This window comes from Streptomyces sp. NPDC006372, assembly GCF_040612515.1.
Lineage (GTDB): Bacteria > Actinomycetota > Actinomycetes > Streptomycetales > Streptomycetaceae > Streptomyces.
Genome location: NZ_JBEXQJ010000016.1, coordinates 13,443 through 26,921, shown reverse-complemented (window position 1 = coordinate 26,921; position 13,479 = coordinate 13,443). Strand labels below are relative to the sequence as shown.

Below are 13,479 nucleotides of genomic sequence, written 5' to 3'. Positions count from 1 at the left end.
GCCCGGTGCCGCGTCTCACGCCACGCCGCGTCTCTTCGTCACCTCACCTCGCCGTGCGTCCGTGGAGTTCGACGGCGAGCGGCGTCGCGGTGAACATCGAGGAGTAGGTGCCGACGCCGAGGCCGATGAGCAGGGCGAGAGCGAAGTCGCTGAGGGTGTCGCCGCCGAGTACGGCCAGGGCGGTGAGGATGAAGGCGGCGCCCATCCCGGTGTTGACCGTGCGGGGCAGGGTCTGCAGCAGTGCGCGGTCGGCGACGGTCGCGAAGGGTGCCGTGCGGTCGCGTCGGCGCAGTTCCCTGACGCGGTCGAACACGACGACGGAGTCGTTCACCGAGTAGCCGATGACGGTCAGCAGCGCGGCGAGGAAGACGCCGTCGATCGGTTTGCCGAGCCAGGCGAAGACGCCGACGAGGACCACCACGTCGTGGGCGAGTGCGGCCACCGCCGAGGTGCCGAACAGCCAGCGGAAACGTGCCGCGAGGTAGAGCAGTTGCGCTCCGAGGGCGACGGCGAGCGCGACGAGGGCGCTCCGGCGCAGCTCCTTGCCGAGGCTGGGGCCGATGGCCTCGTCGCGAAGCTTGTCGGCGTGGCCGGTCAGGCTGGTGACGGTCCTGGTGACGGTGGCCGCCTGCGCGTCGGTCAGCCGGTCGGTGCGGACGGTGAGCCGGTCCTCGCCGGAGCTCTGGACGACGGCGCGGGGGAAGCCGGCGTCGGCGAGGGCGCCGCGGGCACGGTCGGGGTCGACGGGGGTGCCGGTGGTGTACTCGATGAGGCGGCCCCCGGTGAACTCGACGCCGAAGCCCAGGCCGCGCACGGCGATCCCGGAGGCCGCCAGCACCAGGACCGTGGCGGAGACGGCCAGCCAGCGCCTGGGCCGGCGCATCGGACGGAGGCCAGCTCGCGTGAGGCGGTCGCGGAGGGCACCGGTGTGGGCGATGCCCGTCAGACGGGGCCGCGTGCGCAGCCGGCGCCGCGAGGCGGCGAGGTCGGCGAGTGCGCGGGTGATGACCAGGGCGCTGAGCATGGACGCGAGGACGCCGATGCCCAGGGTGACGCCGAAGCCGCGTACGGGGCCGGAGGCGAGGAGGAACAGCAGGCCGGCGGCGATGAGGGTGGTGATGTTGGAGTCGGCGATCGCGCTCAGGGCGCCGCGGAACCCCGCCGTCAGCGAGGAGCGCGGGCTGGGCCGGTCACGGGCGGCGTACACTTCGCGGGCCCGTTCGAAGACGAGGACGTTGGCGTCCACGGCCATCCCGATGGCCAGCACGAAACCGGCGAGACCCGGCAGGGTGAGGGTGGCGCCGAGAGCGGCCAGCGCGGCGTAGGAGATCAGGCCGTAGCAAGCCAGTGCCACGGCTGCCAGAGCACCCATGAGCCGGTAGACCACGATGATGAACAGCGCGGTGATTGCGGTGCCCACGGCGGCGGCGCGGGCGCTCGCCGTGATGGCCTCGGCGCCCAGCGTGGGGCCGACGGTGCGCTGCTCCACCGTTTCCACGGGTACGGGCAGGGCGCCACCGTTGATGAGCAGGGCCAGCTGCTCGGCTTCTGCGGCGTCGAAGGATCCGGTGATCTGTGTGGAGCCGCCGCTGATGCCGGAGCCGCAGCCCACCGCCGGGTCGACCTGAGGCGACGAGATGATCTTGTCGTCCAGGACGATGGCGACCCGCCGGGCCGGGTCCCCCATCGGTTGGCAGGCGGCCCGGCCGGTCAGACGGGCCCAGCCGTCGCGGCCGGATCCCGCGAAGTCGACGGCGACCTGCCATCCGGCGCCGCCCTGCTGGTCGAACCGGGCGGCGGCCTCCTTGACGTCCTTGCCGGTCAGCGAGGCCGCCCCCAGACGCAGGTGCCGGCCGGACTCGTCGGACAGCACCTGCTCACCGGGCCGTTTCGGCAGCGGTTCGGCGGTGTCGCCGGTGGCGCCGGCGGTTGCGACGACCTGGTGGAAGGTGAGCCGGGCGGTGCGGCCGAGCACATCGGCGGCCTCGGCCGGCTCCTGCACACCGGGCAGTTCGACGACGATGCGGTCGCTGCCGGACCGGGCGAGGGTGGGTTCGGCGACGCCGAGCGCGTCGACCCGTCCGCGCAGCACCTCCAGGGTGCGGTCGGTGGCCTCGGCGCCGGCGTCGGCGGGGTCGGTGGGGCGGGTCTCCAGCACGATCTGGGTGCCGCCGCGCAGATCGAGTCCGAGGTGGACGGGCACGGTGAGGGCGACGTACAGCGCGAGGGCGACAGCGGCGAGGGCGAGCAGCGCTCGGATGCGCAGGGCGCGGGTCAAGGCGGGCCTCCGGCAGGCACACCGCGGCCAGGGAAGTGGCCGCGGTCAAAGGAAGGAGAGGGGGAAGGGAGGGGTGCTCAGGTGCCTGGAGGTGAAGGGGGTGCCCGGCCCGGGGGACGGTCAGCCGGGTGCGACGGGGCGGGCGGGCTCACGGCCTGCCGGGGCGTGCGTGCGGACGGGTCCGGGCCGGAAGGACCACAGGGTGCATCGAGGGCGGCGGCGTGTGCCGGCCGCTCGCCGGGGACATCGCGAGGGCTTCGGAGCAGGACGGTGCCGACAGCCGAGTGCCCGTCGTCCGCGTACGGCGTACCACCGGCCGAGACGGAGGCGGGCGCGGTGCGGCCACTGAGGTCACCACTGCCCTGCACGGGGCCCAGCAGGGCGGCGAGGACGGTGATCAGCACGGCGATCACCACTGCTGGACCGGATGCCCTCTCTTTCACACAGGTCTCTTTCACGAGGAACGAGCGCGTCAGGGTTCGATGAGGCCGGCCCGGATCGCGTAGCGGGTGAGTTCCAGACGGTCGCGCAGACCGAGCTTGTGCAGCAGGTTCGCGCGGTGCCGGTGGACGGTCTTGATGCTGATGAAGAGCAGCTCGGCGATCTCCTTGGACGAGTGGCCCTCGGCGACGAGCTTGAGCACCTCCTCCTCCCGGGGCGTGAGGACCTGCTCGGGCGGCTCCTCGCCGTGGCGGACCCGGTCGAGGTAGTTACGGATGAGCGCGGTGACGGCACCGGGGTACAGGAACGGCTCGTCACGCATGGCGGCCCGGCAGGCGGCGACCAGGTCCCGGTCGGCCACGGACTTCAGCACGTATCCGCTGGCACCGGCCTTCAGCGACTGGAAGAAGTACTGCTCGTTGTCGTGCATGGTCAGGATCAGCACGCGCAGGTCCGGCTTGAGCGCGGTCAGTTCACGGGCGGCCTGGATGCCGGTCATCCGGGGCATGGCGATGTCCAGCACCGCGAGGTCGACCTCCGTGCCGCGCGCCAGGGCGATGGCCTCGGCGCCGTCCCCGGCCTCGGCGACGACCTGAAGATCCGGCTCCCGGTCGAGGATGAGCCGCACCCCGCGCCGCACCAGTGCGTGGTCGTCGGCGAGCAGGATACGGATCGCGTGCGTGTCGGTCGTGGTCATGACTGCTTCCTGGGGACGGGCACGGTCAGCCGCACCTGCGTACCGGTGTGCGGCCGGGAGGTGACATCCAGCGTGGCCCCGAGGAGCAGGGCGCGCTCGCGCATGCCCCGGATTCCCGCGCCTTCCCGCGCGATCCCGGTACCGCGGCCGTCGTCCTCGACGGCCAGCACGACCGTGCTGTCGGTGTGGCGCAGGCTCACTTCGACCCGGCCGGCCTCGGCGTGGCGGGCCGCGTTGGTCAGGGCCTCCTGGGCGACGCGGTACAGGACCAGCTCGGTCTGCTCGTCCAGCGCGGGCAGACCGGAGTCGAAGCGGCGCACCAGGCGCAGTTCGGTGTGGGTGGCGAACTCGGTGGTCAGCGAGGTCAGGGCGCTGACCAGACCGAGGTCGTCCAGCACGCCGGGCCGCAGTCTGCGCACCAGGCGGCGCACCTCGTCCAGGCTCTCCCGGGTGATCTCCTGGGCCTGGTGCAGCTCACCACGCAGCGGTTCCTCCGCCTCGTCCGCGGCCCGCTTCAGCCCGAGCAGGATGGCGGTCATGCTCTGGCCGACCTCGTCGTGGAGCTCCTGGGCGATGCGGCGCCGTTCGGCCTCCTGCGCGAGCAGCACGCGGGCGCTGCTGGCGGCCCGTTCCTGCTCCAGCCGCTCCAGCATGGCGTTGAAGGTGCGGATCAGCTCGGCGATCCCGCCGCTGCCGTGCTCCGGCAGCCGCTGCCCGGGGCGGAGCAGGTCGACGGTGGTCATCAGCTTCGTGAGCCGGGCCAACGGGGCCAGCCCGATCCGCAGCAGGGCCGCGTTGGCGATCAACATGACCACCAGACCGGCCACCAGGATGACCGCCTCCGTCAGCAGGACCGGCACGGACACGGTCACGGGAGCCCACAGCAACAGCGCGGTCGCGGCCCCCAGCACCACCGCGTTCAAGGCGAAGATCCGCCAGAACAGGGACACCGGGACGACACCTTCCTCTTCGTGATGAGCCGCGGCCGCGACTGCGGACCGGCCTGCCCCCAGCCTGCCCGCCTCCCACCGGTCCCGTCGATGGGCTCCAATGCCCATTTCCGCCGCTGACTGCCCCGCCGCCGCGGGCCCGCGCCGGGCCGCAGATGGGTATTGCGCCCGATGGGTTTTCCCCCGCGCATCGGCCACGGTGAAGACATGAACGCACCCCGCACCGAGACCCGGACCGCCCGCCTCACGGCACACGAGGCCCGCCAGCGCCTGGAACACGAGCGCAGCACCCGGCTGACCCAGCTGAAGGCCATCGACGAGGCCGGGCCGGACGCGACCGAGCAGCTGATGTCGGCGCAGAGGGACACGATCGAGCGGGTCCTCAAGGAGATCGACGCCGCCTTCACCCGCGTCCAGGACCACAGCTACGGCGTCTGCCAGGGCTGCTCCACACGCATCCCCGTCGAGCGCCTGGAGATCCTGCCCTACACGCGCTTCTGCGTGCCCTGCCAGCGCAACACCGCCTGACCGAGGGGTGACGTGGTGAACCAGATCACCGGCGACCGCGACGCGGCACTGTCGGCCGAGGACCTCGCCGCGCTGCGGGAGAACCTGCACGAGCAGCGCCTGTTCCGCCAGGAACAGCTCCAGCAGCTGGCGGCCGCAGCGGCACCCCGCGCCCAGGCGCTGCTCGACCGGCAGGCCACCTCCCAGACCGAGGTCCGGGTCCAGCTCGCCGCCTCGGCCCGCATGGTCCTCGTGGACGTCGAAGCCGCCCTGACCCGCATGGACCAGGGGCGCTACGGCGCCTGCGAGCTGTGCCGCGGCCCCATCGACCGCGCACGGCTGATGATCGTGCCGCAGGCCCGCTACTGCGCGCGCTGCCAGCACGTCAGGCAGAGCGGACCGCTCACATGACTTCGATGCTGATGATGCAGGTGTCGTCGTCGGTGTCGGACTTGCTGTAGGTGAGCAGGTGGTCGAGCCGCTGGTCGAGGGTGGCCTTCGTGGCGCTCGCGGTCACCAGGAGGTGGTTCAGGGACTCCTCCATCGAGCGGTCCCTGCGCTCCACCAGTCCGTCGGTGTACATCAGCAGGGTGTCGCCCAGTTCCAGCTGCATGTCCGCCTCCTCGTAGGTGACGTCCGAGACCGCTCCGAGCAGCAGCCCCTTGAGCAGCGGCATGGTCGTCGCCTGCCCCTCTCGCACCAGCACCGGCGGCAGGTGCCCGGCGCGCGCCCAGCGCAGAACGCGGCGCGAGGGGTCGTACAGCGCGCAGACCGCGGTGGCCGTCACCGAGTCCGAGAGGTGGTGGGCGACGTTGTTCAGCCAGGACAGCAGCTGGGCCGGGCCCGCTCCGGTGACGGCCAGTCCGCGCAGGGCGTTGCGCAGCACGACCATGCTGGTGGCCGCCTCGATGCCGTGTCCGGCGACGTCTCCCACGCTCAGCAGGATGTGCTTCGAGGGCAGGACCACGGCGTCGTACCAGTCGCCGCCCACCAGGTGATCGGTCTCGGCGGGCCGGTAGCGCACGGCCGTGCGCAGCCCCGGCGCGTCCAGGGGAGCAGCCGTGACCGGCATGATGGCCTGTTGCAGTTGCAGGGTCAGCCGGTTGCGCTCAGCGGCCTGCTGTTCGGAGTAGGCGAGCTGGTCGCGGGTGGCGGCGAGGGCGACCTCCGTCCAGTGCTGGGCCGACACGTCCTGGTAGGCGCCGCGCACCGCGAGCAGGCTCTCGTCGACGTCCACGACCGGTTCGGCCACCACGCGCATGTACCGGGTCACCCCGTCGGGCCGCTGGAGGCGGAAGGCGGCCGACGCCGGCTTGCGGTGGTGCAGGACGGTCCGCAGGAAGCGGCCGATGGTGACGGCGTCGTCCGGGTGGGCGTGGGATCGCAGTTCCTCGACGGGCACGGGCCCGGCGGTCTCCTCCCGTCCGTAGAGGGAGAACAGCTGGCTGTTCCAGGTGATTTCGCCGGTGACGAAGTTCTCCTCGAAACCCCCGATGCGGCCGAGGCGTTGCGCGTGTTCGAGCAGGTTGGCCAGGCGGGCGACCTCGTCCTCGATCCGCCAGATCAGCAGCACGCTGTTACCGTGCCGGGTGATGCTGACCTCGGCGACGGACGACAACGGCACCTGGTCCACCAGCGCGGTGAGGGTCATACGGCCGGCCCGGAAGGGCTCGCCCGTGGCGTAGACCCGCTCCACGTGGTGGAACAGGCCGTTCTCGTCGGCCGCCATCGGGTACGCCTCCAGCAGCAGCGCGCCGCTGACGGCGCTGCGGGAGCGCCCCGCGGGGTCGCGGAAGCGGTGGTTGGCGTGGTGGATGCGGAAGTCGGTGAGCTGCCCGGAGCCGTCCACCTGGGGAAGGAGCACCAGCGCGGGGTCGTGCAGCGTGTCGGCCAGGTCCACCAGTTCCGACAGCGCGTTCGTCACCGCGGGGCCGTCGAGCGACGAGTGAGCGGAGGAGGAGTGGATCTCCAAGGTGTGCGCGCAGAGTTCCGCGAGGGCCTCCAACTGGCGTACGACCGCGGGCGGCTGGGCGGCCAGCGGGCCCGGCCAGCAGATCTCCAGGACGCCGTGGATCCGTCCGCCGACGCCGGTGGGGACGGCCACCCTTCCCCCGTCGGGGTAGTGGGTGCCGCCGATGGACGGCGGGCCGGCCACCGCCAGGGACTCGATCCACTCCGGCCTGCGCTCGGTCAGCGCGGTGCGGGCGACGGTCGCCACCCCCGGCGGCACATAGCGCCAGCGCCCCGCCTCGCCCGCGGGGAACCCGGAACTGCCCGCGAGGCTCAGGGAGCCGTCGGCACCGGCCGCCCAGATCGCGACTCCGGTCGCCCCCAGTGGTTCCAGTGCGTGCTGCAGCAGGGAGTCGGCGACCGCCTGGGTGTCCCCGGCGGCCAGCGCGCCGCTTTCCGCCGTCCGCAGCCGTACGGCGGCGGACGCCGTCTGTGACGTGGTGGGTGAGGTGCCGTGGACGGTCGTCACGAAGTCGACCGCGACGTCGGTCAGGCGGTCGCGTGCCGCCTGGTTGATGATGTCGGCGGCCAGTTCCAGGGGGGTCATCTCCGACTGGGCGGTGAGTTCGGCGAGTTGCCTGGCGGCTTCGGCGGGGCCGCAGCGCAGGCGCTCGACGAGCACGCCCTTGGCGAGATCGATCAGGGCGCGCCCGTCGGCCGCGGCCTGCGCCGCCTGTACCTCACGGCGCAGGCGCTCCACGGTGGCGGCCAGCCGGCCGACCGGAGACGTCAGCGGCCCGCCGGGCGCCCGCACGGCCGCTACGTCGTCGTCCCCGGCGGGAGCGGCGGCGGGCGACAACTCCGCCCCGGAGAGGTGCCGTTGCGGCTCGACTTCCCGGTCGGGCTCGCCGGGCAGGTCAGTGGTGCTCACGTGGGCACAGCTCCTTCTGGCCCGGACACCGGGCGGGAGACGGTGTGATGTCTGCCGGTATCGGACTCACGAGGACAACCAGCGCCGCACACAGGCCATGAGGTCGCCCGCGTCCACGGGTTTGGTCACGTAGTCGCTCGCGCCGGACGCCAGGCTCTTCTCCCGGTCGCCCGGCATGGCCTTGGCGGTGACCGCGACGATCGGCAGGTCGTGGTACTCGGGCATCTTCCTGATCTCGGCGGTCGCGGCGTAGCCGTCCATCTCGGGCATCATCACGTCCATCAGCACGAGGCGGATCTCGGGGTGCGCGGTGAGGATGTCGATGCCCTTGCGGCCGTTCTCCGCGTGCAGCACGCGCAGGCCGTGCAGTTCGAGGATGCCGCTGAGGGCGAACAGGTTGCGGGCGTCGTCGTCGACGACGAGCACCGTGTGCCCGGCCAGGGCGCTGTCGACCTCCGGCGCCGCGCTCAGGCTCTCCTCCATCCGAACGAGCGGCACCACGTCGCCGGGTTGTTCGGCGGACAGGTGCAGGGTGATCCGTTCCTTCAGTTCGTCCAGGCTGGACAGCACCTCCAGCGACCGGTTCTCCGCCCGCGCCTGCAGGGCGGCCTCCTGCGCCGCGCTCGGGCGGTGGTTGTTGTGGACGAGGAGCGGAACGGTGGCCAGCGCTGCGTCCCCGTCGACCGCCTCGAGCAGCCGCGGGCCCTCGCCGTCGGGCAGGTCCAGGCTGAGGACGACGCAGTGGCACGGCCCGGCGGCCAGGGCGGAGGCCGCCTCCTGGGCGTTCATGGCCGTGACGATCTCCACGGTGTCGCGCGGATCCCGTACGGCGCGGCTGTGGTCCAGGTCGGCGACAGCGCTCTCGGCGACCACGGAGAGCAGCCCGCGGACGCGTTCCTCGACGACCAGCAACCGCCGCTTGTGCTGCGGTGCGGCCGGGGCCGTACCCGGGCGCTGTGCCTCGGCCGGCGGCAGCGTGCCGGCGTCGCGCTGCGGCTCGTCCTGCCGTGGTACGGCCGTCTGGTCTTCGAAGTCGGTCCGGGTCACCGGAAGGTAGAGGGTGAAGGTGCTGCCCTGCCCCGGGGTGCTGTCCACGGTGACCGCCCCGCCCAGCAGGTGGGCGATCTCCCGGGTGATGGACAGGCCCAGACCGGTTCCGCCGTACTTGCGGCTCGTGGTGCCGTCCGCCTGCTGGAAGGCGCCGAAGATGGTCTCCAGTTGCTGTTCGGGGATGCCGATGCCGGTGTCCTCGACCCGGAAGGCCACCACGGGGCCGCCGCGGTGCACGGGCTTGGGTACTTCGGCGTCGGACGCCGGCTCGATGAGCAGGGTGACGCCGCCCCGCTCGGTGAACTTCACGGCGTTGGACAGCAGGTTGCGCAGGACCTGCCGCAGCCGCGCGTCGTCCGTGATCAGGTCGGCCGGTGCGCCCGGGGCGCTGGTGATGGCGAAGGTCAGGCCCTTCTGGGTGGTCATCGGCCGGAAGGTGGCCTCGACGTAGTCCAGGAGGCGGCGCAACGGGACGCGTTCGGGGGCGATGTCCATCTTCCCCGCCTCGACCTTCGACAGGTCGAGGATGTCGTTGATGAGCTGCAGCAGGTCCGAGCCCGCGGAGTGGATGATGCCCGCGTACTCCACCTGCTTCGGCGTCAGGTTGCGGGAGGGGTTCTGGGCGAGCAACTGGGCGAGGATGAGCAGGCTGTTCAGGGGCGTGCGCAGCTCGTGGCTCATGTTGGCCAGGAACTCCGACTTGTACCTCGAGGCCGACGACAGCTGCTTGGCGCGGTCCTCCAGCTCCTGGCGGGCCTGCTCGATCTGCAGGTTCTTCGCCTCGATGTCCCGGTTCTGCGTCGCCAGCAGGGTGGCCTTCTCCTCCAGCTCGGCGTTCGACAGCTGCAGTTCTTCCTGGCGGACCTGCAGTTCCTCGGAGCGGACGCGCAGTTCGTCGGCGAGTCGCTGCGACTCGCCGAGCAGTTCGTCGGTCCGGGCGTTGGCGAGGATGGTGTTGACGTTGACGCCGATGGTCTCCGTCAGCTGGCCCAGGAAGTCCTGGTGGATCTGGGTGAAGCGGCTGACCGAGGCCAGCTCGATGACGCCGAGCACCTGTTCCTCGACGGTGATGGGCAGCACCACGAGTGAGGTGGGGGTGGTGCGGCCGAGCCCGGAGGAGATGGTCACGTAGTCGGCGGGGAGTTCGTCCACCGTGATGGTGCGGCGGCTGCGTGCCGCCTGGCCGATCAGGGTGTGGCCGAGGGGGATGCGTTCCTGCCGGTCGCCGTCGGCGGGATAGCCGTAGGAGCCGATGAGCCGCAGCTCGACGCCCGTACCGGCCTCCTCGGCCAGGTAGAACGCCCCGTACTGCGCGGAGACCAGCGGCGTCAGCTCGTCCATGATGAGCTCGGCGACGACGTTCAGGTCCCGGTGGCCCTGCATCAGGGAGGAGACGCGGGCCAGGTTGGACTTCAGCCAGTCCTGTTCCTGGTTCGCCTGGGTCGTCTCCCTCAGGGACTCCACCATCGCGTTGATGTTGTCCTTGAGTTCGGCCACCTCGCCGGAGGCGTCCACCGTGATCGAACGGGTGAGGTCGCCCTCGGCGACGGCGCTGGCCACCTCGGCGATCGCCCGCACCTGCCGGGTCAGGTTGCCCGCCAGCTCGTTCACGTTCTCGGTGAGCCGCTTCCAGGTGCCCGAGACGCCCTCGACCTCGGCCTGGCCACCGAGGCGGCCCTCGCTGCCCACCTCCCGCGCGACGCGGGTGACTTCCGCCGCGAACGAGGACAGCTGGTCCACCATCGTGTTGATCGTGGTCTTGAGCTCCAGGATCTCGCCGCGCGCGTCGACGTCGATCTTCTTCGACAGGTCACCGTTGGCGACGGCCGTGGTGACCAGCGCGATGTTGCGGACCTGGCCGGTCAGGTTGGAGGCCATCACGTTGACGTTGTCGGTGAGGTCCTTCCACGTGCCGGCGACGTTCGGCACGTGGGCCTGGCCGCCGAGGCGTCCCTCGGTGCCGACCTCGCGGGCCACGCGGGTCACCTCGTCGGCGAAGGCGGACAGGGTGTCGACCATCGTGTTGATGGTTCCCGCCAGGGCGGCCACCTCGCCCTTGGCCTCCACGGTGATCTTCTGGGAGAGGTCGCCCCGGGCCACGGCGGTGGCGACCTGGGCGATGGAACGGACCTGGCCGGTCAGGTTGGAGGCCATCACGTTGACGTTGTCAGTGAGGTCCTTCCAGGTGCCCGACACACCGCGGACATGCGCCTGGCCGCCGAGGTTGCCCTCGGTGCCGACCTCCCGGGACACCCTGGTGACCTCGTCGGCGAAGGACGACAGCTGGTCGACCATCGTGTTGATGGTCTCCTTCAGCTCCAGGATCTCGCCCCGGGCGTCGACGCGGATCTTCTGCGACAGATCGCCCTGGGCGACGGCCGTGGTCACCTCGGCGATCGAGCGGACCTGCGCGGTCAGGTTGTCGGCCATGATGTTGACCGATTCCGTCAGCGCCTTCCAGGTACCGGAGACGCCCTTGACGTCGGCCTGGCCGCCGAGCCGCCCCTCGGTGCCGACCTCGCGGGCCACCCGGGTGACCTCGTCCGCGAACGCCGACAGCTGGTCGACCATCGTGTTGATGGTGTTCTTCAGCTCCAGGATCTCGCCCCGGGCATCGACAGTGATCTTCTGCGACAGGTCGCCCTTGGCGACCGCGGTGGCCACCTGGGCGATGGATCGCACCTGGCCGGTCAGGTTGCCCGCCATGAAGTTCACCGAGTCGGTGAGGTCACGCCAGGTGCCGCGTACGCCCTTGACGTCGGCCTGGCCGCCGAGCCGCCCCTCGGTGCCGACCTCGCGGGCCACCCGGGTGACCTCGTCCGCGAAGCCCGACAGCTGGTCGACCATCGTGTTGATGGTGTTCTTCAGCTCCAGGATCTCGCCCCGGGCGTCCACGTCGATCTTCTGCGACAGGTCGCCCTTGGCGACCGCGGTGGCCACCTGGGCGATGTCACGGACCTGTGTGGTCAGGTTGCCGGCCATGGCGTTGACCGAGTCGGTCAGGTCGGCCCAGGTTCCGGACACTCCGGGCACCTTGGCCTGTCCGCCCAGGGTGCCCTCGGTGCCGACCTCGCGCGCCACTCGGGTCACCTCGGAGGTGAACAGCGACAACTGGTCGACCATGCCGTTGAACACGGAGGCGATCTCGCCGAGCAGGCCGCCCGCCTCTTCCGGGAGCCGGGTGCCGAAGTCCCCGTCGCGCACTGCCGTCAGCCCGGCCAGCAACCGCCGCAGCTCCGGCTCGCCCGGTACCTGACCCGGACCCTCGATCGCGGTACCCGCGCTGTCCATGCTCTCCCTCTCCCCCCGCGCCTCATCGACGCTCACTCGGACGCCCGCCTCGCCGTCGAGGTTCGACACACCGCCCCACCCACTGCACAGAAGCTCCATCATATGGCCACTCGGTGCCCGGGATTGACTCCGGCAAATATTGCCGGAAAGCAACATTCCGCCCCGAGGCAGCTTTCTCCACTCAGGGCAGCAGACCGACTTGCCCGTGGGTGCGGCGGCCCAGGAAGTCAGCGTGGCCGCGCGGACTACAGCTTTTCGAAGAAGAACTCGTGCTTGAGGAAAGAGGTGTCGTACTCGTGGCCGGGGTGGGGCGGCAGCAGCTGGGAGGCCTGGAAGAGGCGCCAGCCGTCTTCCAGTGCGGCCAGTCCCGTCGGGTACGGCGGCTCGTCGCTGTCCCCGGTCGTGGGGCGGGCCCGGCCGGTGCCGTCGTAGCGGGACCATCCCACGACGTCCGAGTCGAGAGCGGACGAGGCGAGGTAGAGCACAAGGACCTGCTGCTTCATGCGTGGCTCCTCAGGGCGGGCCGGTTGCTGACGCGTGTGACCCAGTGGTCGATGTCGAACGTGTCGTCCCCGGTCAGGGCCCGCCACAGCAGCACCCGGTTGTGGATCTCCAGGCGGGCGGTGGCCTGCTCGTACCAGGGGAAGGTGGTACCGAGCTCCGCGGAGACGGCGGGGTCGTACAGGTCGGAGGTGTCCCAGAGCCGGACCTGGGGCACGGTCGGGTTGAAGCGGATCTTGTACATGTAGCGCCGCCGCGCGGTGTCGTTGCGCCGACCGCCGTGCCAGATCCCGTGATGCACCAGGACGACGGTGCCGGCCGGGCAGGTGAGCCGGGTCTGCCCGCGCAGGTTCTGCACCCGGCCGATGTCGGTCTCGTTGACGCGGCGCAGATGGCTGCCGGGCACGCTCAGCGTCCCGCCCATACCGGTGGTGACTTCGTGGGGGTAGTACATGAGCTGGACGTCGAAGGCGTCCGGCCGTACGTCGATGATCGCGTCCGCGTGGAGGTCCTGCGCGTTGCCCTCGTGCGGTTCGCGTACGTGCACCGCGTGGTGGTCGACCGCCGGGTCCGGTCCCACCAGACTTCTCAGGGCGCCGGCCACCGCGGGGAGGGCGAGCAGGCGAGGGATGAACGTGTCCTGCGGGAAGGCCTCGGCGAGCGGAGTGCCGTAGGGGACCGCGGGGATCCCGGTGGACAGGGTCGCGATGGCCTCCTCGTTCAGTTCCGGGGGCACGACCCCGTCCAGACGCAGGAACCCCTGCGCGACGAAGCGTGCCAGCTCGACCGAGGTGAGCAGCTTTTCGGTGGTTGGCATACGACGAACGTAGGGCGTGAAGGCCTCGGTGTCGTGGGGTGCAATCGGCCGCTACTGGTAAATTCT

At 71.3% G+C, this 13,479-nt stretch carries 10 protein-coding genes; 2 read left to right on the top strand and 8 right to left on the bottom strand.

All coding sequences use genetic code 11. From position 1 onward, the window contains the following. Window positions 1–43 precede the first annotated feature (43 nt). From secD to ABZ016_RS23035, 4 genes are all read right to left on the bottom strand, one after another. Entirely contained in the window at window positions 44–2,278 is a 2,235-nt protein-coding gene (secD, locus tag ABZ016_RS23050) for a protein translocase subunit SecD (protein ID WP_356918530.1), read from the bottom strand. A 77-nt stretch (window positions 2,279–2,355) separates the two neighbouring features. Continuing rightward, on the bottom strand, window positions 2,356–2,721 hold the full coding sequence (locus ABZ016_RS23045; RefSeq protein WP_356918529.1) for a hypothetical protein: 366 nt from the start codon (window positions 2,719–2,721) through the stop codon (window positions 2,356–2,358). A gap of 29 nt (window positions 2,722–2,750) precedes the next feature. Beyond that, complete coding sequence (locus ABZ016_RS23040) at window positions 2,751–3,416, bottom strand: response regulator transcription factor (protein ID WP_356918528.1); 666 nt, start codon at window positions 3,414–3,416, stop codon at window positions 2,751–2,753. Further along, window positions 3,413–4,366, bottom strand: a complete 954-nt coding sequence (locus tag ABZ016_RS23035; RefSeq protein ID WP_356918527.1) for a sensor histidine kinase — start codon at window positions 4,364–4,366, stop codon at window positions 3,413–3,415. Before ABZ016_RS23035 ends, ABZ016_RS23040 begins: the two co-directional genes overlap by 4 nt. Before the next feature lie 207 nt (window positions 4,367–4,573). Here ABZ016_RS23035 and ABZ016_RS23030 point away from each other — a divergent pair, with 207 nt between their 5' ends. Both ABZ016_RS23030 and ABZ016_RS23025 read left to right on the top strand, forming a co-directional pair. Beyond that, complete coding sequence (locus ABZ016_RS23030; protein ID WP_356918526.1) at window positions 4,574–4,894, top strand: TraR/DksA C4-type zinc finger protein; 321 nt, start codon at window positions 4,574–4,576, stop codon at window positions 4,892–4,894. Between the two features lie 12 nt (window positions 4,895–4,906). After that, window positions 4,907–5,284, top strand: a complete 378-nt coding sequence (locus ABZ016_RS23025; protein WP_356918525.1) for a TraR/DksA C4-type zinc finger protein — start codon at window positions 4,907–4,909, stop codon at window positions 5,282–5,284. Here the strand turns inward: ABZ016_RS23025 and ABZ016_RS23020 are convergent. The 4 genes from ABZ016_RS23020 to ABZ016_RS23005 form a co-directional block, all read right to left on the bottom strand. After that, window positions 5,277–7,637 carry a SpoIIE family protein phosphatase gene (locus tag ABZ016_RS23020; protein WP_356918646.1) on the bottom strand — a complete coding sequence of 787 codons (2,361 nt, stop codon included), beginning with the start codon at window positions 7,635–7,637 and terminating at the stop codon, window positions 5,277–5,279. The genes ABZ016_RS23025 and ABZ016_RS23020 overlap by 8 nt on opposite strands. Window positions 7,638–7,820: 183 nt before the next feature. Beyond that, window positions 7,821–12,095, bottom strand: a complete 4,275-nt coding sequence (locus ABZ016_RS23015; protein WP_356918524.1) for a HAMP domain-containing protein — start codon at window positions 12,093–12,095, stop codon at window positions 7,821–7,823. A 245-nt stretch (window positions 12,096–12,340) separates the two neighbouring features. After that, a complete protein-coding gene (locus ABZ016_RS23010; RefSeq protein WP_356918523.1) occupies window positions 12,341–12,598 on the bottom strand; it encodes a hypothetical protein in 258 nt (85 codons plus the stop codon). Next, window positions 12,595–13,413, bottom strand: a complete 819-nt coding sequence (locus ABZ016_RS23005) for a phytanoyl-CoA dioxygenase family protein (protein ID WP_356918521.1) — start codon at window positions 13,411–13,413, stop codon at window positions 12,595–12,597. The genes ABZ016_RS23010 and ABZ016_RS23005 overlap by 4 nt, the downstream gene beginning before the upstream one ends. Window positions 13,414–13,479 lie beyond the last annotated feature (66 nt).